Source organism: Sphingomonas canaveralia (assembly GCF_047238125.1).
Taxonomy (GTDB): domain Bacteria; phylum Pseudomonadota; class Alphaproteobacteria; order Sphingomonadales; family Sphingomonadaceae; genus JBDFMH01.
Map to the genome: position 1 here is coordinate 2123765 of NZ_JBDFMH010000001.1, position 25087 is coordinate 2148851.

The 25087-nt window shown below is 65.9% G+C and carries 16 protein-coding genes; 3 read left to right on the forward strand and 13 right to left on the reverse strand.

Annotation, left to right across the window (positions count from 1 at the left end):
- Positions 1-39: 39 nt before the first annotated feature.
- The 3 genes from ABC347_RS10580 to ABC347_RS10590 form a co-directional block, all read right to left on the reverse strand.
- Positions 40-801, reverse strand: a complete 762-nt coding sequence (locus ABC347_RS10580) for an SDR family NAD(P)-dependent oxidoreductase (RefSeq protein WP_413245690.1) — start codon at positions 799-801, stop codon at positions 40-42.
- 331 nt (positions 802-1132) lie between these two features.
- Positions 1133-2881, reverse strand: a complete 1749-nt coding sequence (locus ABC347_RS10585; RefSeq protein ID WP_413245691.1) for a tetratricopeptide repeat-containing protein — start codon at positions 2879-2881, stop codon at positions 1133-1135.
- Positions 2878-4860: a tetratricopeptide repeat protein gene (locus ABC347_RS10590; protein ID WP_413245692.1), complete on the reverse strand. Its 1983-nt coding sequence runs from the start codon at positions 4858-4860 to the stop codon at positions 2878-2880. The genes ABC347_RS10585 and ABC347_RS10590 overlap by 4 nt, the downstream gene beginning before the upstream one ends.
- Before the next feature lie 82 nt (positions 4861-4942).
- On the opposite strand from ABC347_RS10590, the gene ABC347_RS10595 reads away from it, so the two are divergent.
- Together ABC347_RS10595 and ABC347_RS10600 are read left to right on the forward strand one after the other, a co-directional pair.
- A complete protein-coding gene (locus ABC347_RS10595; RefSeq protein ID WP_413245693.1) occupies positions 4943-10543 on the forward strand; it encodes a beta strand repeat-containing protein in 5601 nt (1866 codons plus the stop codon).
- 149 nt (positions 10544-10692) lie between these two features.
- Entirely contained in the window at positions 10693-11277 is a 585-nt protein-coding gene (locus tag ABC347_RS10600; RefSeq protein WP_413245694.1) for an OmpA family protein, read from the forward strand.
- A gap of 61 nt (positions 11278-11338) precedes the next feature.
- On the opposite strand, the gene ABC347_RS10605 is transcribed toward ABC347_RS10600, so the two are convergent.
- The 6 genes from ABC347_RS10605 to ABC347_RS10630 form a co-directional block, all read right to left on the reverse strand.
- Positions 11339-13864: a TonB-dependent receptor gene (locus ABC347_RS10605; protein ID WP_413245695.1), complete on the reverse strand. Its 2526-nt coding sequence runs from the start codon at positions 13862-13864 to the stop codon at positions 11339-11341.
- Between the two features lie 51 nt (positions 13865-13915).
- Positions 13916-14332: a putative quinol monooxygenase gene (locus ABC347_RS10610; protein WP_413245696.1), complete on the reverse strand. Its 417-nt coding sequence runs from the start codon at positions 14330-14332 to the stop codon at positions 13916-13918.
- 10 nt (positions 14333-14342) lie between these two features.
- On the reverse strand, positions 14343-16448 hold the full coding sequence (locus ABC347_RS10615) for a PQQ-dependent dehydrogenase, methanol/ethanol family (protein WP_413245697.1): 2106 nt from the start codon (positions 16446-16448) through the stop codon (positions 14343-14345).
- A 26-nt stretch (positions 16449-16474) separates the two neighbouring features.
- Positions 16475-17968 (reverse strand): aldehyde dehydrogenase family protein, encoded by a 1494-nt coding sequence (locus ABC347_RS10620; protein ID WP_413245698.1) that lies wholly within the window; start codon positions 17966-17968, stop codon positions 16475-16477.
- Entirely contained in the window at positions 17965-18654 is a 690-nt protein-coding gene (locus ABC347_RS10625) for an EthD domain-containing protein (RefSeq protein ID WP_413245699.1), read from the reverse strand. Before ABC347_RS10625 ends, ABC347_RS10620 begins: the two co-directional genes overlap by 4 nt.
- A gap of 228 nt (positions 18655-18882) precedes the next feature.
- On the reverse strand, positions 18883-19563 hold the full coding sequence (locus tag ABC347_RS10630; RefSeq protein ID WP_413245700.1) for a TetR/AcrR family transcriptional regulator: 681 nt from the start codon (positions 19561-19563) through the stop codon (positions 18883-18885).
- Positions 19564-19643: 80 nt separating this feature from the next.
- Here ABC347_RS10630 and ABC347_RS10635 point away from each other — a divergent pair, with 80 nt between their 5' ends.
- Complete coding sequence (locus tag ABC347_RS10635) at positions 19644-19838, forward strand: hypothetical protein (RefSeq protein WP_413245701.1); 195 nt, start codon at positions 19644-19646, stop codon at positions 19836-19838.
- Between the two features lie 7 nt (positions 19839-19845).
- Here the strand turns inward: ABC347_RS10635 and hutU are convergent, their stop codons facing one another.
- From hutU to hutI, 4 genes are read right to left on the reverse strand one after another with little or no spacing between them, the layout of a single operon-like run.
- A complete protein-coding gene (hutU, locus tag ABC347_RS10640; RefSeq protein ID WP_413245702.1) occupies positions 19846-21498 on the reverse strand; it encodes a urocanate hydratase in 1653 nt (550 codons plus the stop codon).
- Between the two features lie 5 nt (positions 21499-21503).
- Positions 21504-22295: an N-formylglutamate deformylase gene (gene hutG, locus ABC347_RS10645; RefSeq protein ID WP_413245703.1), complete on the reverse strand. Its 792-nt coding sequence runs from the start codon at positions 22293-22295 to the stop codon at positions 21504-21506.
- Positions 22292-23824: a histidine ammonia-lyase gene (gene hutH / locus ABC347_RS10650; protein WP_413245704.1), complete on the reverse strand. Its 1533-nt coding sequence runs from the start codon at positions 23822-23824 to the stop codon at positions 22292-22294. Before hutH ends, hutG begins: the two co-directional genes overlap by 4 nt.
- On the reverse strand, positions 23821-25020 hold the full coding sequence (gene hutI, locus ABC347_RS10655) for an imidazolonepropionase (RefSeq protein WP_413245705.1): 1200 nt from the start codon (positions 25018-25020) through the stop codon (positions 23821-23823). Before hutI ends, hutH begins: the two co-directional genes overlap by 4 nt.
- Between the last annotated feature and the right edge of the window lie 67 nt (positions 25021-25087).

The following is a 25087-nucleotide window of genomic DNA, read 5'->3' on the forward strand; positions in this document are numbered from 1 at the left end:
CAACCGTGCGCCGTCAAAGCGCGGGGCTGCGCCAGATGATCAGAAGTTGACGCGCTTGGTGAAGCCACCATCGATCACCACGTTCGCACCGGTCATGAAGCGGCAGGCTGGTGAGGCGACGAAGGCGATCGCACGGGCGATCTCTTCGCCCTGCCCCATCCGTCCCATCGGGATCTGGCCGAGAATGCCGTTATAGAAATCGGGCATCGCGGTCTTGATGTGATCCCACGCGCGGCCTTCCATTTCCACCGGGCCGGGCGTGATGCAGTTGGCGCGGATGCCCTCCGGCGCCAGTTTCTGGGCAAGCGCGGCGGTATAGTTGATCGTCGCGGCCTTCAGCGCATTGTATGCGCCCGGGCCCATGAACTCTTCCAAGGCGGCGGTGGAGGACACCGTGACGATCGCGCCAGCGTCGGAATTCTTCAGCGCCGGCAGGGCGGCAGCGACCCCGCGTACCAGCGGCAGCGTGTCGGCCTCGAACACCGCGCGCCAGCCGGCTTCGTCGTCCACGCCGGTATTGGTCGAAGTGAACGGGATGAAGATGTCGCATCCGCCCAGGCGCTCCGCCGCCTGCGCGATCCAGCCGCCATGGGCCGCGGCATCCGATGCATCGACGGCACCGCCGAACACGTTGCCGCTATCGCCGCCGAGTGCGGCAACCGCAGCGTCGACACTCTCTTGAGAGCGTGAGCAGAGTGCGATGGCGCAGCCCTCGGCCGCGAGCACCTTGGCAGTGGCAAGGCCGATGCCGTGGCTGGCACCGATGAGGATGGCCTTGCGACCAGCGAGCCCGAGATCCATGCGGCAGGTCTCCTAAGGAAAAGTCACGCTCTCTTACATCGGCCAGCGTATCGCGCCACCCGCATTTCGCATGATGCCGCCGCGCACGAGAGACAATATCATCTTTTTGGGCAAAACCGCGATCCAGCGCAGGACGGGCTCGCGCCACCGATGGAGGACTTGCCGGCTGAAAGGTCTGCAAAGCCTGCGGGATCCTTGCATCAACTTCTGTGCGTCCGCCGTGGTGATTTGCCTCTGCGATTTGGGAACGGGACGCTGGAGCCGATCCGCCCCAATTGGCGAAAAGCATCCCACCTCTTCAGAGCATAACCGGCTACGGACCCTGCAGAAGTCAGCCCGTCACACGCGTCAGCCGGTGCATTCGGATCGTGCCATAAGCCTTGGCCAACGGCACCCGCCCGACATAGTTGGTGGCGAAACGGGCGACCGGTTCGAGCGCAAGGATCGCGGCAAAGGGTTGGGTCGCATAGACTTTTCCGACCGGAGTGATCGGCTCGATCCGTGCAGCGCGGGTCACTTCCGTGCCGAAATAGCCCTGGCGGCCGGTAATCGGATCGGGTGCCACGAAGACCGGCCCATGGTGCACCCCGATCCGCGTGCCGGCGGTATCGGGCAGGCCCAGCCGCTGCGGATCGAACCCGGCAAGCGCCTCTTGGATCGACAGTGCGATCTCGGCGGCGTGCACGGGCGTATCGACCACCGCGTACAGCGCATCACCCCAGCTGTTACGGAAGCGGACATGCGGTGCATGGCCATCCAGCACCCGCCCGATGCGACCCATCACCTCTTCCCAGAAGCGCGGCAGCGCCGCTTCTGCCAGCTTTGAGAAGCCGGAATAATCCGTGAAGATGATCGACCGGGTCTCACGGGGGATGGCAGGCACATCCATGGTTGCAGCCTGGCCGCGCGCGCGATCGAGCGGGCCGAGCGGGATGACATCGACCGCGATACCCAGTCGCTCGGCCAAGGCGATGTCCTGCTGGGTACCGGCAGGGCCGACACCGCTGCTGCCGTCCCACACCGCGATCAAGGCGACGCGTGTCTCGAGTGCGCGGGCGCGCAGGCGGGCGAGACCGAACATGTAGGCGGTGCCATGATGATACTGGCCCGGATCGCCGACCGCGCCGGCGGACGTGGCATGACTGACGCTGGCCGCTCGGCCGATCACCGCATCGAAGCGCGCGCGCCAGCAAGCGCCGCCGGTATCGACCGACTGCAAGACGAAGTCGGTGGTGGCGAAGGGCAATACGATATTGAGTTCGGCGCCGGCCGCCAACAACGCCTCGGCGATCAGCAGATCGGCGCCGCAAGCGAGCGCGCCATAGGCGATGCTGGCACCAGCGGACGCGATTGCCGCGTCGATCCGCGCGCGCAGCGCCGCTTCGGCCGGCTGGTTCCCGCCGAACATGTGGCCGCTGTAGACCAGCACCGGCGGCGGCCGCAGCAAATGCTGCAGCATGTCCGTTACATCGGCGTCGATGGACAGGGCTGGTGCCAGCATCCGAATCTGGCGTGCGGTGGAGGCGCGCGCGCCTGGATTTGCATCGGGCAGGCGGATCGCGGCGCGGATCAGCCGTGCCGCTTGGGTCGGATCGCCCAGCAGCAGCGCTGCCTCGGCTGCGCTGGCATGTTCGAAATAATCATTCGGCTGCGCCAGCGCGGAACTGTCTCGCAGCGCTCGCGCCAACGCTTGCGAACGCGGCCGATCGCCAGCGAGCAAGGCGAGGGTGGCGGCATTGATCCCCGCGAAATAGCCGCCGAAACGAGCATGAGCCGCCTCATACGCAGCGCATGCTGCCGCGAACGCGGCGGCCCGCTCTGCAGGTGGCGCAGCCAGTGCGCGGTCCTTGAGCAAACGGCCGCGCAATGCGGCCTGGTCCTCGTCGACCGCCGACTGCCCATCCAGCTGGTCGAGCGCACTGTCGGTATCGCCCATCCGGGCCAGAGCCAGAACCATCTGGTAACGTAGCCGCGGGGCCGGGTCGCCTGCCGCGACGGCCTCGGCGGCGATATCGTAGGCCAGCAGCGTATCGCCCTGCTGTAGCGCGCGCTCGGCCTGCGCGACGGGGTCGTCACTCATCCTTTGGCATCCCGGATCCGGGCGCGGCGTGCGGCGAGATCGACCGCATAGAGCGATCCTGCTGGCCAGCGCATCGTAATCGCCGGCATCGCCTTGGCCAACAGGGTGCGCGCCTGGCCGCCACGCCCATCGCGCGCAAGGCAGTCCGCGCGGATCGCCAGGTTCCATGCCGGCCGCCAGGGATCGTCGGGATAGGTTTCGGCGACGATCGGCGCGGCCTCGTCGAGCATTCTCAGCCCCCCGGCGATATCACCGGCCGCGCAGCGCATATCCGCCATATCGGTCAGGATCGGGCCGAGCGTGCGGTGCTTGTGCAGACGAGCGGCGGCGAGCGCCTTTTCGAGCAGCGCGCCTGCACCGGCATCGTCACTCAACCCGCGCCGCGCCGCCGCCAGGCTGGCGAAGATGAACGCCATGTCGTCATGGGTTTCCGCCTTCTGCGCCAGCGTGATCCGCGCGGCGCGCGCCAGCAACGCCTCCGCGTCGGCGAAGCGGCGGCGTTCGAGCAGCACCCGGCCGAGATTGTTCAGCGTGATGGCGACGTCGGGATGGTCGGAGCCGAGCACCTTCTCGTCCACCCGAAGGCTTTGTCGCCAATAGCGTTCCGCAGCCACCCCGTCCTGACGCAAATAGGCGATGTTGCCCAAGCTGTTTAGATTGTCCGAAACGCTGGGGTCGAGCGGTCCGCCGGTCGCCCTGCGGATTGCCAGCGCGCGGGCCACGATCGGTTCGGCCTCCGCATAACGCCCTGCATAGAAGGCGTTGAGGCCCAGCGCTTCGAGATCGCGCGCCACATCGGGTGAGCGCCCACCCTTCGCCTTGAGATCACGAGCGAGCGCGGCGCGGATCGTCCGTGCGGCCGCCGCGTCTTCGCCGAGTGCGGAGAGCGTCTGCCCGAGCCCCACCTGCAACGAAGCGATCATGTCGTCAGTTGCCGGGGCGGCGGCGGCAGCGGCTGCCAGGCCACGACGATAGGCGTCGGCAGCCGGCTCGTAATCACCCAGCCGGAAGCGGGAATCGCCGAGTGCGCGCCACTGCCGGGCCCGGGTCGCCTCGCGGCCATGGGGGATGCGAAAGGTCCATGCGATCAACTGATCCGCCTGGCGCAGCAGGCCAAGGCTGCCATAGACCTCGCCCAGCGTCAGCCCGAGCTCGGCACGCACCGCGGGTTCGTCCTGCAGGCTGGTGCGGATATCTCGAACGCCGCGATCGATCACCTCGCGCGCGGTGATGGTGGCACCGCGGGCCTCGGACGGATCCGACACCTCGAACATCGACTTGACGAAGCCGACCGTGCGCTCTGCCGTGATCGTGCGTTCGCGCGCGATGTCCCGTTGGCGGACAGCTTCGTTGCGCGCCAGCAGTGCCGCGATCGCGAGACCCGCCATCATCACGAAGCCGACCGATGCCGCCGCAGCGATTGCCAGCAGCCGCTTTTGCCGCCGCGCCGCTTCCCGCTGGCGCAACTCGTCGTAGGGAAGCTGGAGCAGGGCGGCGAGCAGCTTGAGCTTGGCCGCAGCGCGGCCGTCGCCCGATTTGCGCAGGTCCGCCGCCAGCGGCTCCTGGCCGATCTCCTGCAATGCGGGCGGCATGCAGGCGGCGGGCTCATCGGCGGGTGCGAGCGGATCACCCGCGACGATCAGGCAAAGGATGCGATCCGCCCGGCCGAGCCGGGCGAAGGTACGGATCTCTTCATTCACCCAGCGCGATCGCGCACCATTGGGCGAGCAGATGACGATCAGCGAGCCCGATACCGCCAGCGCATCCTGCACCGATTGCGCCAGATTGGAGGATGCGGCCAGCTCCTCACGATCGCGAAACACCGGCGGCAGCCTGGCGGCGATCGGCCCGAACGGCCCCTCGCGCCCGAGCAGGCGGCGCGGCACGCGATAGCGCTCCAGCGCCTTGTGCAGCCATCGGGCCCAGGCGACGTCGCGATGATTGTAACTGATGAAGGCACTGTATCGAATGTCGCTCACCTGCCTATCTACGGATGGCTTTGCCAAGTAAGCAAGTCGCGCTATTTGCCGTTTGGGGCGAATGACTTGGGCGGGGCAAGAGATGGCAAGGACAAGGCGGGCGGCAGTCGATCAGGGCGGCAGCTTCGATATCACCGGGGAGATCTGGGAGAATCGCAGCAATCTGAGCATCGGCGGATTTGATGCTGCCGCCCGACGGACCATCACCCTGCCCTTTGCGATCGATCTGGGCGGCAGCGCGCCCGTCACCACCGTCACGATCTGGGCGCTTGGTTTCGTTTCGCTCGGCGACGCGACGGCGGAGCAGATCGACTGGCTGTACAATGGCGGCACCGCAGAGGGTTTCCCCGGCAACGTCTTCGTCCTCGCGCGCGATAGTTTCTTCTACGATTTCAACATCGGCCACGGCATCATCGATTTCGATCCCGACTTCAGCGACGGCACCCCCTGGTCGATCGCGGATTCGGAAGAGATTTTCTTCATCGATTTCGGCTTCGAGAGCGGCCAGCTGATCCTGACCCGCGACAGCTTCAGCATCGTCGATACGTTCGGCACCGGCAGCTACCGGATCGGCAACAGCCAGGGTTCCGACGAAAGCGGCACATTTCCCGACAGCATCGACTTCGCGGGCCTGCTCAACTTCGCAGGGTCGGCGGGCGCCGACGCGCTCGTCGGATCAGCCGGCGACGATCTGATCGCCGGCGGTGGCGGCAGCGATGTGCTGACAGGCGGGCTCGGCCGTGATGTCTTCCGCATCACGGCGCTCGGCGATTCAACCACCGCCGCTCCCGATCTCATCACCGATTTCCAGACCGGGGTCGATACGCTCGATGTCCGCAATGTCGTCGCCACGTCGATCTCGATCGCGACCGTTTCTGGCGAATGGCGCGTCACCATCGGTACTGCGACGGGATCGCTGCTGATCCGCTCGAGCCAGGCGATCGCCGAGACGGACATCCGGGTATCGCGCGCCATCACCGGCGGCACTGCCGCCGATGTGCTGACCGGCGGCGCGGGCGACGACATCATCCGCGGCGCGGGGGGCACGGATACGCTCACGGGGGGGCTCGGCGCCGATCTGTTCGTTTATGCCGCGGCGAGCGACAGCGTATCCGGCGCCGCGGATCGGATCACCGATTTCGTCAGCGGCGTCGATCGCATCGATCTGACCGCAATCGCAGTCACTGCGTTTGCGCTCACGCCAGGATCGGGCGGGACCCAGTTGAGCATCACTACCGGTGCCGGTGCGATGACGATCCTATCCGCAAGCCCGCTGCTCGCGACCGACCTGCTGCTCGGGCGCAGCTTGGCGCTAACCGGCGGCGCGAGCGACGACGCACTGCTCGGCGCGGAGCGCGGTGATACGCTGACAGGCGCTGGCGGCAACGACCAGATCGCCGGCAATGGCGGAGACGACATACTGTCCGGCGGGATCGGCACCGACACGGTTCGTGGCGGAGCGGGGATCGACCGGATCGATGGCGGCGCAGACGGCGACACCCTGTTCGGCGACGATGGCGACGACATCATCCAGGGCGGGTCCGGCAACGACATCATCGACGGCGGAAAGGGCAGCGACCAGATCGACGGTGGCGCCGATACCGACATCATCTCCGGCCGCGGCGGTACCGATTTCATCCAGGGCGGCGACGGCGCGGACCTGATCTTCGGCGGGTACAACCCGACCGGCAACGCGGCCTCGTCGGTGGACGCAATCGAGCTGTACGCACAGGCGCAGGACGATATCGACGACGATATCCTGCGGGGTGATGCAGGCGATGACGAGATCTACGGCCAGTTCGGAGATGATCAACTTTACGGCGGTGCCGACAATGACATCCTGTCGGGCGGTTCGGGCGACGACTATCTGAACGGCCAGGAAGGCGACGACACGCTGATCGGCGGATCCGGCGCCGACGTGATGGAGGGCGGCAACGGCAACGACCGGTTCATTATCGATTTTGGCGACTATGCGGATGGCGGCGATGGCTACGACGTCGCTACGATCGGCTTCGAGCGCTATCCGGACGAGATCGGGACCGGGGCGACGCTCGAGCAATCAATCGAATTCTACATCGCGCTCTACAATATCGAGCTCGTGCGGATCATCGGCAGTCGGTTGGAGGATTCGCTGATCGGATCGGCCCTCGCCGATGAAATCCGCGGCGGCGAAGGGTTCGATGTCCTCAATGGGGCCGGCGGTGACGATCTGCTGATCGGCGGCGCGGGCGATGACGAGCTGCAGGGCGGCGCGGGCAACGACCAACTCTATGCCGACGATCCCGACAACTCGAACGAATATGGCTTTTACAATCTGCTGAGAGGCGGTGAGGGCGACGATATCCTCAATCCCGGCCAGTATGAAGCCCTCGTCTACGGAGATGACGGCAATGATCTGCTCGTCGTCACCGCCAACGGCAACTATGACGGTGGCAACGGCGAGGATCGCGCATTCGTCGATCTGCGCAACTTCTTCGGCGTCGAATTCATCGCCTATGATGGTAACTATACGTCCAACGCCTTCAGTGTGAATTTCGTGTCTGTCGAAGCGGTGACGATAATCGACAGCTATGGAGACGACGTCCTGGTCGGCGGCAGCGGGGCGGACGATATCATCGCCAGCGGTGGCAACGACTTGCTGGACGGAGGGGGCGGGATCGATCGCATCCGGCTGAGCTTCGACTTCGAGAACGGCGTCACCTTCGCGCTTGCAAGTTCGGTCAGCGTGCAGACCTATTCCGGCACCCAGCAGCTGGAGAATTTCGAGGTCGCCACGATCCGCGGCAGTCTCGGCGACGATCGTCTGACGGGCGGGATCGGCAACGACGATTTCAACGGCAGCAACGGCGCGGATATATTGGACGGCGGCGCGGGCGACGATCGCCTGGTCGGCGAAGCCGGTGACGATCTCTATTTTGTCGATTCGGCCGGCGACGTCGTGATCGAGGGCGATGGTCTGGGCAGTGACGAGATCCGCACCGCACTTGCCAGCTACACCCTCCCCAACTTTGTCGAATCGTTGCGCTACACCGGCACTGCCAGCTTCACCGGCACCGGTACCGACCGGGCCGACCGCATTTTTGGCGGCGCGCAGGCCGATATACTGAGCGGGCTGGACGGCAACGATCGGCTGGACGGCGGCGGCGGCGCGGATCGGTTGGTGGGCGGTGCGGGCAACGACGTATATCTGGTCGACGATAGCGGCGACGTCGTCGTTGAAGCTGCCGGCGGCGGCGCGGACGAAGTCCGCACGACGCTCACCAGTTATACATTGCCCACCGAAGTCGACCGGCTGGTCTATCTCGGTACGGACAATTTCACGGGCATCGGCAACGGCCTTGCCAACAGCATTACCGGCGGCATCGGCAATGATCTGCTTCAGGGTGGCGACGGTGCCGATACGCTGACCGGCGGACGCGGCAACGATACCCTGCGCGGCAACAGCGGCGCGGACCTGCTGATCGGCGGCGAAGGTGACGACAGTTACGTCGTCGATGCTGGCGACACCATCACCGAGCTCGCCGGCGAGGGCACCGACACGGTTACCGCCGGGCTCGACTGGACGTTGACGGACGATGTGGAGAACCTGATCCTGTCCGGCACCGGGGCGATCAACGGCACCGGCAACGCGCTGGCCAACACGCTGAGCGGCACGCTGGCCGCCAATCGGCTCGACGGCGGCGGCGGGGATGACGTGCTGAACGGCCGGCTGGGTGACGACACGCTGATCGGCGGCGCCGGCCGCGACACCCTCGATGGCGGCGACGGCATCGATGCGATGGCCGGCGGCGCGGACGACGACATCTACATTGTCGACAATGCCGGCGACACAGTGACCGAACTCAGCGGCGGCGGCATCGACACCGTTCGAACCAGCCTCGCCATCTTCACGCTCGGCAGCTTCGTCGAGCAACTCAGCTACACCGGGAGCGGCACCTTCAGCGGTACCGGCAATGCGCTCGACAATCGCATCACCGGCGGCCAGGGCGACGACCTGCTGGCCGGAGGAGACGGGGCGGACACGCTGATCGGCGGCGGCGGCAACGATACGCTGCGCGGCAATCTCGGCGTCGATACGCTGATCGGCAACGGCGGTAACGACACCTATGTCATCGACGCCGGCGATATTGTTATCGAGGCGCTCAACGAAGGCTTCGACAGCGTATCGACCAGCTTCAGCTACATGTTGACCGCCAATGTCGAGCGGCTGCTGCTGCAGGGCACCGCTGCGATCGACGGCATCGGCAACGCCGTTGCCAACACGATCATCGGCAACGCGGCTACCAACCGGATCGACGGCGCGGACGGGGCCGACCTGCTTTACGGGCGCGGGGGGAACGATATTCTGGTTGGCGGAGCCGGTGACGATCTGCTCGATGGCGAAAGCGGTGCCGATGCGATGAACGGCGGCAGCGGCAACGATCTCTATTATGTCGACGACGCCGGCGACACGCTCGTCGAAGCAGCCGGCGGCGGCATCGATCGCGTCGTCGCATCGGTCAACATCATACTCGCCGCGGAGGTGGAGAATGTGCAGCTCGCCGGCACCGCGCTGAACGCCACCGGCAACGGCAGCGCGAACGCCATTTCCGGCACCGACGGTGCCAACCAGCTGATGGGCCTAGCCGGTGATGATACGCTCACCGGTTTCGGCGGGGACGACATGCTCGACGGCGGCACCGGGGCGGATCGGATGCAGGGCGGGCTCGGCAACGATGTCTACATCGTCGACAATGCCGGCGATCGTACGCTCGAAACCGACGGGGGTGGCATTGACGAGGTCCGGACCACGCTTTCGCTTCACCAGCTCGCTGCCGCGGTCGAGTATCTCGTCTTCACCGGGAGCGCTAACTTCGCCGGCAATGGCAATAGCGGCAATAACCGCATCACTGGCGGCGCTGGCAACGATCAACTGGCCGGACTGGCAGGCGCGGACATATTGATCGGCAATGACGGTAATGACCTGCTGGGTGGCGGCGCGGGTGTCGATCGGATGGAAGGCGGCTCCGGCAACGACACCTATCTCGTCGACGATGTCGGCGACGTCGTCGTCGAGCTCGCTGGCAGCGGCAATGATGCTGTCTCCGCGTCGGTCAGCTACACGCTGGCAGCGGAGGTCGAGCGGCTCGGCCTGTCCGGCACGCTCGCCATCGACGGCACCGGCAACCAACTCGCCAACCTGATCGAAGGCAATGGCGCGGCGAACCGGATCGATGGCGCCGGCGGGGACGACACGATCTTCGGCATGGCGGGTAACGATACGCTGGCCGGTGGATCTGGCGCCGATTTCCTGCGCGGCAACGAAGGCGACGATAGGCTGTCGGGCGATGCCGGCATCGATCTGCTGCAGGGTGGTGCCGGCGCAGACCGGTTCCTGTTCAGGCCGGGCGATACCGGTACGACCGCCGCGACCGCGGACCAGATCCTCGACTTCAGCCACGCCGATGGCGATCGCATAGACCTGTCGGCGGTCGACGCAGTCAGCGGCGTCGCCAACGATCAGGCGTTTGCCTTCGTCGGGACGCAGGCCTTTTCCGGCACGGCCGGCGAGCTTCGCGTCGAAGGCAGCGGCACCTCGATCCAGCTCTGGGGCGACGTCAATGGCGATCGAGTTGCGGATATCGTCGTGCTGGTCGGCGTGGCCGGCGGCGTCGCGCTCGTCGCGGCGGACATCGTGTTGTGAGTTGGGGGCAGTACGCCTGCCTTCGAACGCGAACGAGGGCAGCGTCGGGGCGCTTAGACCTGACGACACCAAGAACGACTTTGCGGCTTTTTTGACGGCAACCGCAGGGGCGCCTAACGTGGCAAGCAGTTGATCGGAGGAACGATCGCATGTTGCGTGTCTTGATCTTCTCGATGCTTGTCACACCCGCCCTGGCCGCTTCGCCCGCCGTCGCGCAGTCCGGCGATGATCCGGACGCCGTCGTCTGCCAATTGCTCGGCGATTGTACCGCAGCGCCCGCTGCGCGGTCCAGCACGGCGCGTGGGTTCAGCTTCGCCAAGGACAGAGGCAAGCCAGCCGCCCCCCCGGCCGCGGCGCCTTCCCGACGCAGGCCGGTCGCCACAGCCGCCGCGCCCGCCGGCCAATATGATCTACGGGTCACGTTCGTTTCGGGATCCGATGAGGTGAACGCCGGCAGCCAGGCGCGCATCCGCACCTTCGCCACCGCGCTCGCCGATCCGCGGCTCGCCGGCCGCAGGTTGCGCATCGAAGGGCATACGGATTCGATTGGCAGTGCAGCCAGCAATCGCGAGCTATCGGAACGGCGCGCACGCGCCGTCGCGGACCTCGTCACTGCCCAAGGCGTCGATGCCGAAAGGCTCGATGTCCGCGGCTATGGTTCAGACCGGCCGCTGCCCAGCCTTTCGCCGCGGAACGGCGCCAATCGCCGCGTGGTCGCGGTGCTGATCAAGTAGCGGCAAAAAAACGGCACGGCCGCTAGCGACCGTGCCGTCAGGAGGAGCCGTTTAGGCCGCGTCAGCGCGTATCACGGCCGAATTTGAAGCCGAGTTCCACGCCATAATAGCGCGGTGCCCCGAACTGGGTGGCCTGCCAGAGACCGCCCACAACCTGAGATGCGGTGCGGTAGCGTTTGTCGGACAGGTTCTGCCCGATCAGGCGAACATAATATTTATCGTCAGCATCGGAGAGCGTGACCGAAGCGTTGAATAATGTCCGCGCATTCAGAAACGTGTTGTCAGCCGGGTTATCGATCGACTGGGTAAACAGATTGCGGCCGACATAATTGGCGTTGCCATTGAACAGCAGCTTGAAGTCACCGACCGGCACCTCGTAGCTGGCATCTACCGTCCACTGCCATTTCGGAGCACGGTCGAGCGGCGCGGTCGACAGATCATAGCCAGCCGGGATGGGCGTCACATACTCCTTGTACTTGGCATCTAGATAGCCGAGCACGCCGCGCAGCGTCAGTCCACGCGTCGGCACCGCAGTCAGTTCGACTTCGGCGCCATTCACCTCGGCCTTGGCAGCGTTGAAGAAGGTCGTCACCTGGAATGGCTGGCCGTTGACCACCAGCGGCACCACGATCTGCTTCTGGAGATCGTTGTAGATGACGTGGAAGCCGGTGAGATTGAAGCGCACCCGCCGGTCGAAGAATTCGGTCTTCACACCGGCTTCGTAGCTGTCGGCCTTTTCAGGCTTGGTGGCGGCAGACGCGGCCGCAAATAGATCGAGATTCTGGGTGCCGTCAGCGTTCTGGAACGGGGCGAAGGTGCCGACCTGATCGTTGAAGCCGCCACCTTTGAAGCCGTGCGAGTAGGTGGCATAGGCGAAGATATCGGGCGTCGCCTGCCAGCCTAGGCTGGCGCGGTAGGTCGGCTCGTTGGCACGGGCGCGGACACGGATCACGTTCGCCGGATAATCGAACACATTGGCATCAAGCGCGCTGTCGATCGTGATCGACGGATCGAAGCCGCCGTTCAATTGCGGCACGAAGACCTGCTGCCGGCCGAAGAAGGTCTTGCGTTCCCACGTATAGCGGCCGCCCGCGGTGAAGGTCAGCTCGGGGGTGATCTTGTAGGTCCCCTCCAGGAATACCGCGGTCGATTTCGCCTTCTGCGCATTGCACAGGATATAGGGTTCGTCGTTCCAGTTGCCGAACGGCAGTGGGCCGCTGGCGAGATCGAGGAACGCAAGCAGTTCGGTCACGCAGTAGCTGGTCTTGTCCTTCTGGAAAAAGCCGCCCGCCACGAACTGGAACGGCCCATCGAAGGTCGAAGCGAACCGCAGTTCCTGCTGATAGGTCTTGCGGTCATCGTCGCGGCTGGCATCGAACAGCGAAAGCACCGTCCCATCCGCCGCGACCGGCGCCACGCCCATATAGGTGTTGGGAAGGCGGGAGATCTGCTTGCGATACCCGGACACCGACGTCAGCGTGCCGACATCGCCGACATCCAGGTTCATGTTCAGATAAACGCCATCGACGTTGATCCGCTGGCCACGGCCCATGAAGATAAAGCCGTCATTGCGATCGGTCACGGCAGCGTTGTCGAGCGGATCGGTGCTGCCAGGGCGGAAATTCTTGCCCAGGCCGAGTGCGGAGAACAGGAAGCGCGGATCATTCGGCGTCTCGTTGATGGCAGGCACGCTATCCGATCGATCGCGCAGGAATTCATACTGCAGCAGTGCGTTGAAGCTGTCGCTCGGTTCGAACAGCAGCTTCGCGCGACCGTTCCACACATCCGCGCCGCCCAGCCGGCGGCCGTCCCCGCAACCGGATACGCCGCGGAACTTGTCCGCGACCGGACCGGTGGCGAAGGGCGTGACGGGGCCGAAGCAGCCGCCGTTGCGGTAATAGCCGCTGGATTGCTGGTGCCCGATCACGCCGCGGAAGGCGAGCGTATCGCCGATCGGCACGTTGAAGGCGCCAGCGACATTGGCAGTGCCGAAGCTGCCCGCCTGCACGCGCCCTTCGACGCCGATCTCGCCAAGCACGGGCGCCTTCGTCTTCACTACGACCGCGCCGCCCGACGTGTTCTTGCCGAACAGCGTGCCCTGCGGCCCGCGCAGCACCTCGACCTGCGCGACATCGAACGTGTCGAGCAATTGGGTCTGGACCGATGGGACCACGAAGTCGTCGACCAGCACCGCGACGGGCGGCTCGAAATAGACGATGATCGTGTTCTGGCCGACGCCGCGGATCGAGAAGGATGCCGCGTTGAAGCCGGTGATGGTGGCGGCCGAGAAGTTCGGCACGAACACTGCCAGGTCGCCGATCGTGCGCGGGCTGGATTGCTGGATCAGCGTCTGATCGACTGCGGTCACCGCGATCGGCGTCGTCTGCAGATTGGAATCGCGCCTGGTCGCGGTCACCACGATCTCGGCAAGGCCGCCGTCGTCGGCCGGCTCGGGCTGACCGTCGGTCGCGGGGGTCGCGGTGGCCGGCCCCGCCGGATCTGCCTGCGCATGTGCAGGGCACGCAAGTCCCAAGGCCACCGCCGCGCATGCGGCCGTGGCGAACAATGTCCGCTTCATCATTGTCATCACTCCCTCATGCGGGCCGGGCGTCTTCCCCGGTACCGAACTAGAAATCCTTCAATCGCGCTTGCGCACTCCATGCCACCAGTCCGCGACCAGGATCGGATAGATCGCCAGCTGATCGCGTATCTTCTGCGGCGTGTCGGCCGGCAGCGGATCATTCTCGGTTGGTGGCAGCCCGGATCCCCCGCCCGTCACCGGATCCACCCATTCCATCCGCATGGCAGCGAACATGTCGGTGAAATCGTCGAGGAACTCGTCATGATAGTCGCTGCCCTGGTGGGCATAGAAAGCGGCGGCCGTTGGATAGGCCAGTAGCGCATAATATTTGCCGCGCTCCTCGCCGCGCCAATATTCGTAGCGCAGCATGTCCGGCTCGTCGCCATGGGTATGCTGCACCATCAGCTGGAGGATCTCTTCCCACCGCGCGATGGCATCCGGTTTGACTTCGATATGGGTCAGCAACGTCGGCATGGTCCGCTCCTCATTTCGATGCGCGCGCTGCCTGCGCCGCGACATAGCCACGGATTGATTCCGCTTGGCCGGGGGTGAGATATTTGGCGAAGCTCGCCATGCCCCGGTCGGCCAGTGCGCCATCGATGATGACTGTCTTCCAGGCATCGCGATCCGCCAGCGAACCGGCGCGCCGAAGGTCGGGCAGGATGCCGGCGCTCAACGTGCCCATGCCGTGGCAGGCGGCGCAGATCTGGCCGTACAGCTGGCCACCTTCGGCAATCTGGGCGGCCGAGAAACGGTCCGCCACGGGATTGGGCGACGCGACAGTTCCAGCGAGCGCCGGGAGCTTGGCCTTGCCGCCGATCCGGAACACCAGCACGCGCGGCGGCGGCTGGACGCGCGGGCCATCGAACGACGGTAGCGACAGTGCGAACCCGCCGCCATTGCCCGCGACCACGGCGACATATTGCACGCCCTTCACGCTGTAGCTGATTGGCCCCGGCAGTAGCGGGGTCTGCGCATCGAACCGCCACAATTCCTTGCCGTCCTGCGCGCGATAGGCGCGGAAGGTAGCATCGGACAGGCCTTGGAACACGATATCGCCCGCCGTCGCTAGCACACCGCCGTTCCAGGTGGCGTCATGCGGTACGCGCCACACTTCCTTGCGCGCGATCGGATCCCAGGCGATCAGCCGACCCTGTAGCGCCTGCTTCATGCCGGCAATCTCAGCCGGGGTGCTGGGCAGCGGTGTGGACATCATGTCGACGCCCAGGTTCCAAAGATCCGGCCGCCAGCGGAATTTCTCGTCCTTCACATAGAGGAACGGCACTTCCTGCGCCGGGATATAGACCAGCCCGGTCTTCGGGCTGAACGCCATCGGATGCCAATTGTGCGCGCCCGATGCACCGATCGTGGCGAGGAACGGCTTGTCCTGGAATCGCGCGCCCGGCGTTTCGACCGGGCGGCCCGTCTTCATGTCGACATGGCTGGCCCAGTTGGCCGGCGCGAACTTGTCGGCCGAGACCAGCTTTCCCGTATCGCGATCGATCACGTAGAAGAAGCCGTTCTTGGGGGCATGCAGGATCAGCCGGCGCGGCTTGCCGTCCACCGCCAGCGTGGCCAGCATGATCTGCTGAGTCGCGGTGAAATCCCAGGTATCGCCCGGCGTCTCCTGATAGTGCCAGACATAGGCCCCGGTCTTGCGATCGAGCGCGACGATCGAGCTCAGGAACAGATTGTCGCCGCGATCCTCCGACCGGATCTTGCGGTTCCACGGGCCGCCATTGCCGACGCCGATGTAGATGCGGTCCAGTTCGGGATCGTAGACGATCGAATCCCAGACGGTGCCGCCGCCGCCGAACTTGTAATATTGGTCACCGAACCAGGTCGGCCGCGCCAGCCGTTCGAGCGCGTCGTCCGATGCAGCAGCGTCCTTCTTTGCAGGATCGCCCGGCACGGTGTAGAAGCGCCAGGCCAGCTTGCCTGTTCTCGCATCATAAGCGGACACATAACCGCGCACGCCATATTCGCCGCCGCCATTGCCGATCAGCACCAGCCCCTTTGCGACCCGGGGGGCTCCGGTGATTGTATAAGGCTTGGTCTGATCGACGGTGACGGTGGACCACAAGGGCTTGCCGGTCGCGGCGTCCAGCGCGACGAGGCGGCCGTCGATGGTGCCCACGAAGACGCGGCCGGCATCATAAGCGGCGCCGCGATTGACGACATCGCAGCAGGCGCTCACGCCGAAACGGCCGGGCACCTGCGGATCATACACCCACTTCTGCTTGCCGGTGGCGGCATCGAGCGCGACGACCTTCGACCAGGCGGTGGTGACGTACATCGTGCCGTCCACCACCAGCGGAGTCGATTCCTGGCCGCGCTCGCTGGGCAGATCGGCCGACCAGGCCAAGCCGAGCTGGCCGACATTCGCGGCGTCGATCCGGTCGAGCGTGGAGAAGCGCTGCTCGGCATAGGTGCCGCCATGCGTCAGCCAGTTCTGCGGTTCCGCACCGGCGTTCACCAGCCGATCGACATTTCCGGATCGGCTTTCGGCATCGGCGGGCGCGCAGCCTTGCAGACTGATTGCCGCCGCCGCCAGCGCGATCGTCAGCCCGATCCGGTATCGCTGGGTCATCATCCCCTCCAGGCAACCGCGCCGCATCAGGCGCTCAGCTGAACATAGACGGATTTGCTCTCGGTAAAGGCTGCCAGCCCTTCCGCGCCCATCTCGCGGCCCCAGCCCGATTCCTTGAACCCGCCGAACGGCAGCGCGGGGTGGACGGTGCCGTAGCAATTGATCCAGACATTGCCCGCATCGATCGCGCGCGCCATCAGATGCGCCTTGTTCACGTCGCGCGTGAAGATGCCGGCACCCAGGCCGTAGCGCGTGTCGTTGGCAGCGGTCACCACTTCGGCCGGATCGTCGAACGGTGTGGCCACGAGCACGGGGCCGAAAATCTCCTCGCGCACGATATCCATGTCGCGATTGACGTTCGCGAACACGGTCGGCTCGATGAAGAAGCCGTTGCGCGCCGGCGTGCCGCCGCCCGTCACCACTTCGGCCCCCTGTTCGCGGCCGCGCGCGATATAGCCGGTCACGCGCTGCTGCTGCTTGGCGGAGATCAGCGGCCCCAGCAGGTTGGCTGGGTCGAACCCGCTGCCGATCTTCAGGCCCTTGGCGAATTCCGCCACCCCGGCCACCACCTTGTCGTAGATGCCGCGCTGCACGAACAGCCGTGAGCCGGCGAAACAGACTTGGCCGGTATTGGCGAAGATCGCCATCGCCACCTGCGGGATGGTGGCTTCGAGATCGGCATCGTCGAACACGATTGCGGGGGATTTGCCGCCCAGTTCCAGCGTCACCCGCTTCAGATTCCCCGCGGCCGAGCGCACGATGCGTTTGCCGGTCTCGGTCGATCCGGTGAAGCTGATCTTGTCCACACCTGGATGGTCCGCCAACGCTTGGCCCGCCACCCGGCCATGGCCCGGTACGATGTTGACGACACCCGCAGGAATGCCTGCCTCCAGCGCCAGTTCGCCCAACCGCAGTGCGGACAGCGGCGTATCCTCTGCCGGCTTGACGACGCAGCTGTTGCCCGCGGCCAGCGCCAGGGCGAGCTTGATCACCAGATTGCCCGCCGGCGCGTTCCACGGCACCACCAGCGCGACCACGCCGACCGGCTGGACCAGCGTGTAGGCATGCATGTTCACGCCGCCGCCCGACATCATGCCCGATGCGTTGCGCCCGAACAGCTGGGTGGCGATGCCGGCCGCGTTGCGCAGCCAGGCTTCGCATGCGCCGATCTCCCACTGCGCGAACGCCAGCGGCATGCCGTTGTCGACGACGTCGAGATGCGCGAGTTCCTCACGATGTTCGGCCACGAGATCGGCGAAGCGCCAGAGGATGCGGCGGCGCTCCTCGGCGGCCAGGCCGTGCCAGCGGCCATCGTCGAACGCGCGCCGTGCGGCGGCCACCGCACGATCGATATCGGCCGTTCCGGCCGCGGGCACGCGCGCGACTTCTTCGCCGGTGGCGGGATCGAGCACGGCAATCTCGCCGTCACCGCCGTCCAGCACGGGCGCGCCATCGATGATCAGCGCATGGCGGCGAGACAGATAGTCGCTGACCGCCGGTATCGGCTGATGGATCGTCATGCCTGTTCGCCCCCCGTGGCATCGTCTGGCCAGATCACGCGCTCCTCGCGCGCCAGCATCGCTTTGGTCCCGTCGGGATCGGCGATGCGATTTACCTCGGCCGCGATCGCCGCGCCGTCTCCCCAGGCCGCGTCGAAGCGAGCCCGATCGTCAAAGCTGATCTCGACGATCGCATCGAACGGCCCCGCCGCCTCCGCCGATCCGGGCAGGGTGGCGCGCAGTCCAGTGCGTTCGGGCAACAGATCGCGCAGACGACACAGCAGCGATCGCAGGGCGGGTTCGTCGATCGCCGCGGGCCCCGCCTTCAGCAGCAGCAGCGCCTTGACCGGCATCGTCGCCGCGCCGGCCGCCTGCGGCGTCAGCACGATCTCCTGTCCGATCGACCAGGCCAGTTCGCTGCGGACGTACATCTCGTCGGCATCGGCATCGAGCTCGGGATAATTCGGATGCGCATTGGCCGCGGCCAGCGCTTCGAAATCATCCACCCAGATCACCGGCATGCCAAGCCAAGGGCCGGATGCGAAGCCGGGTACGGCAGGCGGATTGCCGAGCCCGTGGTTCTGCACGTACCGTCGGAATTGCGGAATGCGCCGTGTCATCGTGCCGTGCGGATGTCGCCAGTGCGCGAAGAAGGCCTCGTCGCTCAGCTCGGGCAGCTTCACAAGAAAGGCATGAACCTTCAGCATTCCCTCTCCCCGCGCGTCGTCGGCCTCGTTACGGGTCGATCAGAAACGCACATGCATGGTAATCTTGTAGCCTCAGCGTGGCAAGATGACATGCCATGTTAGCGTTTGCAGCACATTTGGGCTGAGATTGGCGGCCCATTGGCGGATACGAGCCATTTTCAACTGCGACTGAGCTGCCGCGGTGCAGCACTCACCGATCCTGCTCGAAACTTTTTTATGACACTCGTTTCAATCGAGTTGCGGCGGGCCGAGACGGGCGTGGGCATTAGCAAGAAGATCGGTAAGCCGATCGCGCTCCAGTCCCTGCGATGCGATGATCGCAGTCATCAGAAAATTGGCCTTCAATTCCTCGGCCACGCGCTCGTTCGGCGTCTGCCCGGCCGCCCATTTGTTGAACTGGACATATTCGGTATCGACCTGGTGCAGCGCGATCCGCTCGCGATCGAGCGCGGGGGCCAGATGCCCCGCGCGCGCGGCATGGTCCATCCAGGCGACGATCCGCTGATAGGCGACGCTGCGTAACGAGGCGAGCGCGCGCGGGCGCGGGTTCTGCGAGAAATAGAAGCCGACGATCACGCGCGCGAATTCCGGCCCGCGGAACAGCTCGGCTGTGATCCAGTCATATTCGCGAAATACCGATTCAATATCGCCTTTCAGCGGCGCGACCGCCAGGAAGGCCTGGATCGCCTCCATATGCTCGGCGATCACGGCGTGGATCACGCCTTCCCGATCGCCGAATGCGCGATAGACGGTGCGGGCCGCGACTTCGGCGCGCTCGCACAGCCGGTTGATCGTCAGGTTGGATTCGCCTTTGGCCAGCAAATCGCGCGCCTCGCGCAGGATGCGGGAGCGGCGTTCGGCCATGATCTCGCTGGAATAGGTGCGCGGTGCGGTCACGGCTTCGGTCAATTCGGCCTTCTCCCCGCCGCCAGCATGCCACCGCGTTGCCGGCTTGCCCAGCCGTGGCCTACCCCTCATAGCCTGGGGCGATGCGGACGATTTCAGACGACGCCGCGGTGCGGCTCTATCATCTCGACGACGAGGGCGGCATCGCCACCACCTTGTTCTACGGCCCCTTGGGGGAAGCGAGCCGGATCGCGGCGCAGCAGGACGAGGCAATGCAGGCCGGGCTCTACCTGCAAACCAGCAACGACGTGATCGCCTGGCTGGACTATATCGACTGATCCGGCGTCAAAGGCTCGGCAGATCCAGGCCCTGCTGACGTGCGCAGGCGATGGCATCCGGATAGCCGGCATCGGCGTGGCGCATCACGCCGGTCGCCGGGTCGTTCCAAAGTACGCGCGCGATCCTTCGGGCGGCCGCCTCGGTGCCGTCGGCTACGATCACCATGCCGCTATGCTGCGAATAACCCATGCCGACGCCGCCGCCATGATGCAGAGACACCCAGGTCGCGCCGCTGGCGGTGTTGAGCAGCGCATTCAGCAGCGGCCAATCGCTGACCGCATCGGATCCGTCGCGCATTGCTTCGGTCTCGCGGTTGGGGCTGGCGACCGAACCTGAGTCGAGATGATCGCGCCCGATCACGATCGGTGCCTTCAGTTCGCCCCGCGCCACCATCTCGTTGAAAGCGAGGCCGAGCCGATGCCGATCACCAAGCCCGACCCAACAGATCCGCGCGGGCAGGCCCTGAAACCTGATCCGCTCGCGCGCCATGTCGAGCCAGCGGTGCAGGTGCCCGTCATCCGGCAGCAGTTCCTTCACCTTTTCGTCGGTCCGGTAGATATCCTCCGGATCACCCGACAGCGCGACCCAGCGGAAAGGCCCGATCCCGCGGCAGAAGAGCGGGCGGATATAGGCCGGTACGAAACTAGGGAAGGCGAAGGCATCCGCCACCCCTTCATCCTTGGCGACCTGGCGGATGTTGTTGCCATAATCGACGGTCGGCACGCCTGCCGCCTGGAAATCGAGCATTGCCTGCACATGCCGCGCCATCGATGCTTTCGCCGCGGCGGCGACGGTGGCCGGGTCCTGCTCGCGCGTCGTGATCCAGCGCTCGACCGTCCAGCCAGAAGGCAGATAGCCGTTGACCGGATCATGCGCGCTCGTCTGGTCGGTCAGCAGGTCGGGCCGAACGCCGCGTGCGACCATTTCGGGAAGCAGCTCGGCCGCATTGCCGAGCAGGCCGACCGAGACGGGCTCGCGCGCAGTCGTCATGATCGCCAGTGCTTCGTCCAGGCTTTCGGTCGCACGATCCAGATAGCCGGTGCGCAGCCGCATCTCGATCCGGCTCGGCTGGCATTCGATCGCGAGGCAGGATGCGCCGGCCATCACCGCGGCAAGCGGCTGCGCCCCGCCCATCCCGCCGAGCCCGGCGGTCAGCAGCCACTTGCCGGACAGATCGCCGCCATAGTGCTGGCGCCCCATCTCGACGAACGTCTCATAGGTGCCCTGCACGATGCCCTGCGTGCCGATGTAGATCCACGAGCCCGCGGTCATCTGGCCGTACATCGCAAGGCCCTTGCGATCGAGTTCGTCGAAATGCGCCCAATCGGCCCATTTCGGCACCAGGTTGGAATTGGCGATCAGCACGCGCGGCGCATCTTCATGGGTGCGGAACACGCCCACCGGCTTGCCGGACTGGACCAGCAGTGTTTCGTCGTCACCCAGGCGGCGCAGCGTTTCGACGATCCGGTCATAGCTTTCCCAGTCGCGCGCCGCACGGCCGATCCCGCCATAGACGACCAGATCCTCGGGCCGCTCGGCGACGTCAGGGTGGAGATTGTTCATCAGCATCCTGAGCGGCGCTTCGGTCAGCCAGCTGCGCGCACTGAGCGTGGTGCCGATGGCAGGGCGGATGACGCGGCTGGGATCGTGGCGGGTCATGCGGATCAGGCTTTCGCGAAAGTGAGGCAGGCGGCGAGCACATCGCGCAAGATTGCCTGCAAGGGCGCAGCGCGGGCGGAATCCCAGGCCGGTGGCCAGGGCTGGTCCTCGTCGAGATAGCCGCGCATAGCGAGCTCCATCTGGATCGCGTGGACGCCTTCCTGCGGCCGGCCGTAATGGCGCGTCGTCCATCCGCCGCGGAACCGTCCGTTGACGACATGGCCGAGGCCGCTGTCCGCGCAGACCGTTGTCACGGCCGACTGCAACGCCGGATCGCATGTCCGGCCATGATCGGTGCCGATGTTGAACTGGGGCAGCACGCCATCGAAAAGACGCGGCACGACCGATCGGATCGAATGCGCTTCGTATAGGACGATCCGCGGATGCTGGTCGCGCAGCCGCGCGATCTCGCCTGACAGCGCGTCATGATAGGGATCGAACCAGCTCTGTCGGCGTCGTTCGATTTCCGCTGCATCCGGCGCGAGGTCATCGTGGTATAGTGGTTCGCCCGCGAAGGTTTCGGTCGGGCACAGTCCGGTCGTCGTCTGGCCGGGATACAGCGATACTCCGGATGGATCGCGGTTCACGTCGATCACGCTGCGCGAGATCGGGGTGCGCACCAGTGTTGCGCCAAACGCCTGGTGCGCAAAGGCGTAGAGGCGATCGATGTGCCAGTCAGCATCGAACCGCGCCCGATCGAGCGACGCGAACGCGCCGGCAAGCTCGGGGCCGGTGTGCGGCAGGCTGACGATCAGCGGTGCAGTGCCGCGGCTGACCTGGATCCAGTCGGCACTCATGCCGCGAGTCCCGGCAGGTCGGCCAGCGCCGGGCGGGCCACGTCGCCCGCCGCCACCAGCGCGATCGCGGTTTCGATATCGGGATGGAAATGCCGATCCTCATCCAGTGTCGGCACCTTTTCGCGCAACGCGGCCCGCACCGCTTCCAGCACCGGGCTGGAACCGAGCGGACGGTGGAAATCGCATCCCTGCGCCGCGGCGAGCAGTTCGATCGCAATTACAGCGCGGACATTGTCCGCCATTGCGGTCAGCCGTCGCGCGCCGTGTGCGGCCATAGAGACATGATCCTCCTGATTGGCGGAGGTCGGGATCGAATCGACGCTGGCGGGATAAGCCCGCTGCTTGTTCTCGGACACCAGCGCCGCGGCCGTGACCTGCGGGATCATGAAGCCCGAATTCAGACCCGGCCGCGGCGTCAGGAAAGCGGGCAGGCCCGACAGCGCCGGATCGACCAGCATCGCGATCCGCCGCTCCGCGATCGATCCGATCTCACACAGCGCCAGCGCGATCATATCGGCCGCGAAGGCAACCGGTTCCGCATGGAAATTGCCGCCCGACAGCGCGACATCCTCGCCTGCGAAGATCAGCGGATTATCCGACACGCCATTGGCCTCGGTCAGCAGTGTCGTTCCCGCCTGACGCAGCATATCGAGGCAAGCGCCCATCACCTGCGGCTGGCAGCGCAGGCAATAGGGATCCTGCACCCGCTCGTCGCCTTCCGCATGGCTGGCGCGGATCGCCGATCCCGCCATCAGCGTGCGCAGCGCTGCCGCGACCTCGATCTGCCCGGCGTGGCGGCGCAGCGCGTGGATACGCTGATCGAACGGCGTATCCGATCCCTTGGCCGCCTCGGTGGACAACGCGCCGGTGACAAGCGCGGCGCGGAACAGATCTTCAGCCGCCACTAGGCCGGCGATCGCATAGGCGCAGGAGAATTGCGTGCCGTTCAGCAGCGCCAGCCCCTCCTTGGGCCCGAGCGCGAGCGGTTCGAGCCCCGCTTGGGCCAGCGCATCGCCGGCCGGCACGATTGCGCCATCGACCGCGATCCGCCCGACGCCGATCATCGCGGCCGCCATGTGCGCAAGCGGTGCAAGATCGCCGCTTGCCCCCACCGACCCTTGCGACGGAACCACCGGGGTCAACCCACGGGCCAGCATCGCTTCGAGCAACGCCACCGTCTCCGGTCGCACGCCCGAGGCACCCTGGGCCAGGCTGGCCAGCTTCAGCGCCATCATCAGCCGCGTGATGGGCACCGGCACCGCCGGCCCCGTGCCGGCGGCATGGCTGAGCACGATGTTGCGTTGGAGCGCTGCGAGATCTTCGTCACCGATGCGGACGCTGGCCAGCTTTCCGAACCCGGTATTGATGCCGTAGACCGGCTCGTGGCGCGCCAAAATCCGTTCGACCGCAGCAGCGCTTTCCGCGATACGCGGCGCGGATGCGGGATCGAGCCGCACGGCAGCGCCGTCCAGCACGGCGCGCCAGTCGGCCAGCGTCACGTTCCCCGGCTGCAGGACGATCTCGGTCACATACCTCTCCAGACACGGGCATGGAGCGGATTGAAGCCCATGCGGTAGACAAGTTCTGCCGGCCGCTCGACATCCCAGATCGCCAGATCGCAGCTCTTGCCGGCCTCGAGCGTGCCGGTCTCGGGCAGCAAGCCCAGCGCGCGCGCGCCCTCGCGGGTCACACCGGCCAGGCATTCGTCGACGGTGAGGCGAAATAGCGTCGCGGCCATGTTCATCACCAGCAGCAGGGAGGTCAGCGGCGATGTGCCGGGGTTGCAATCGGTCGCCAGCGCGATCGGCACGCCCGCCTCGCGCAGCGCGGCGATCGGCGGCAGTCGGGTCTCGCGCATGAAATGATAGGCCCCGGGCAGCAGCGTAGCTACCGTGCCTGACCGCGCCATCGCCGCGATACCGGCAGCATCGAGATGTTCGAGATGATCCGCCGACAGCGCAGAATGCTGCGCAGCAATTTCTGCACCATGGCTGTTCGACAACTGCTCGGCATGAAGCTTGACTGGCAGGCCGTGGGAGCGGGCGGCGGTGAAGATCCGACCGGTCTGATCGACCGTGAACCCGATGCCTTCGCAAAAGGCGTCGACTGCGTCAGCCAGCCCGCTGTCTGCCACCGCCGGGATCATGACGTCGCAGACATAGGCAACATAGCCGTCCTGATCATCGGCATATTCGGGCGGCAGCGCATGCGCGCCAAGAAAGCTTGTGGCGATGCGGATGCTGCGTTCGTGACCGAGCCTGCGGGCGGCACGCAGCATCTTCAGCTCGTCTTCGAGTGCCAGGCCATAGCCCGACTTCACCTCGACTGTGGTCGCGCCTTCGGCGATCAGCGCGTCCAGGCGTGGCAACGCGGTCGCAACCAGACCGTCCTCATCGGCTGACCGGGTCGCGCGCATCGTAGAGACGATGCCGCCGCCGGCACGGGCGATCTCTTCATAGGATGCACCTGCCAGCCGCAGCTCGAATTCGTGCGCGCGGTCTCCGCCGTGCACCAGATGCGTATGGCAATCGATCAGGCCGGGCGTGATCCAGCGCCCGCCGCAATCGGCGGTCTCTATCGAATCGAGCTGCGGCGCATCGGCCGCCGGCCCCGCATAGACGATCCGCCCGGCCGCGGCGGCGACCACGCCGCGATCGACAATACCGAGACCATCGCCGGCCATCGTCGCCAGCCGCGCATTGCTCCAGAGTTTGTCGCAGCGCATCCGGCCCCCCGCTTCCAAGTCACGGAACTTGGCACGACCGTCCTAAAATGTATAGACATAAGGCGAT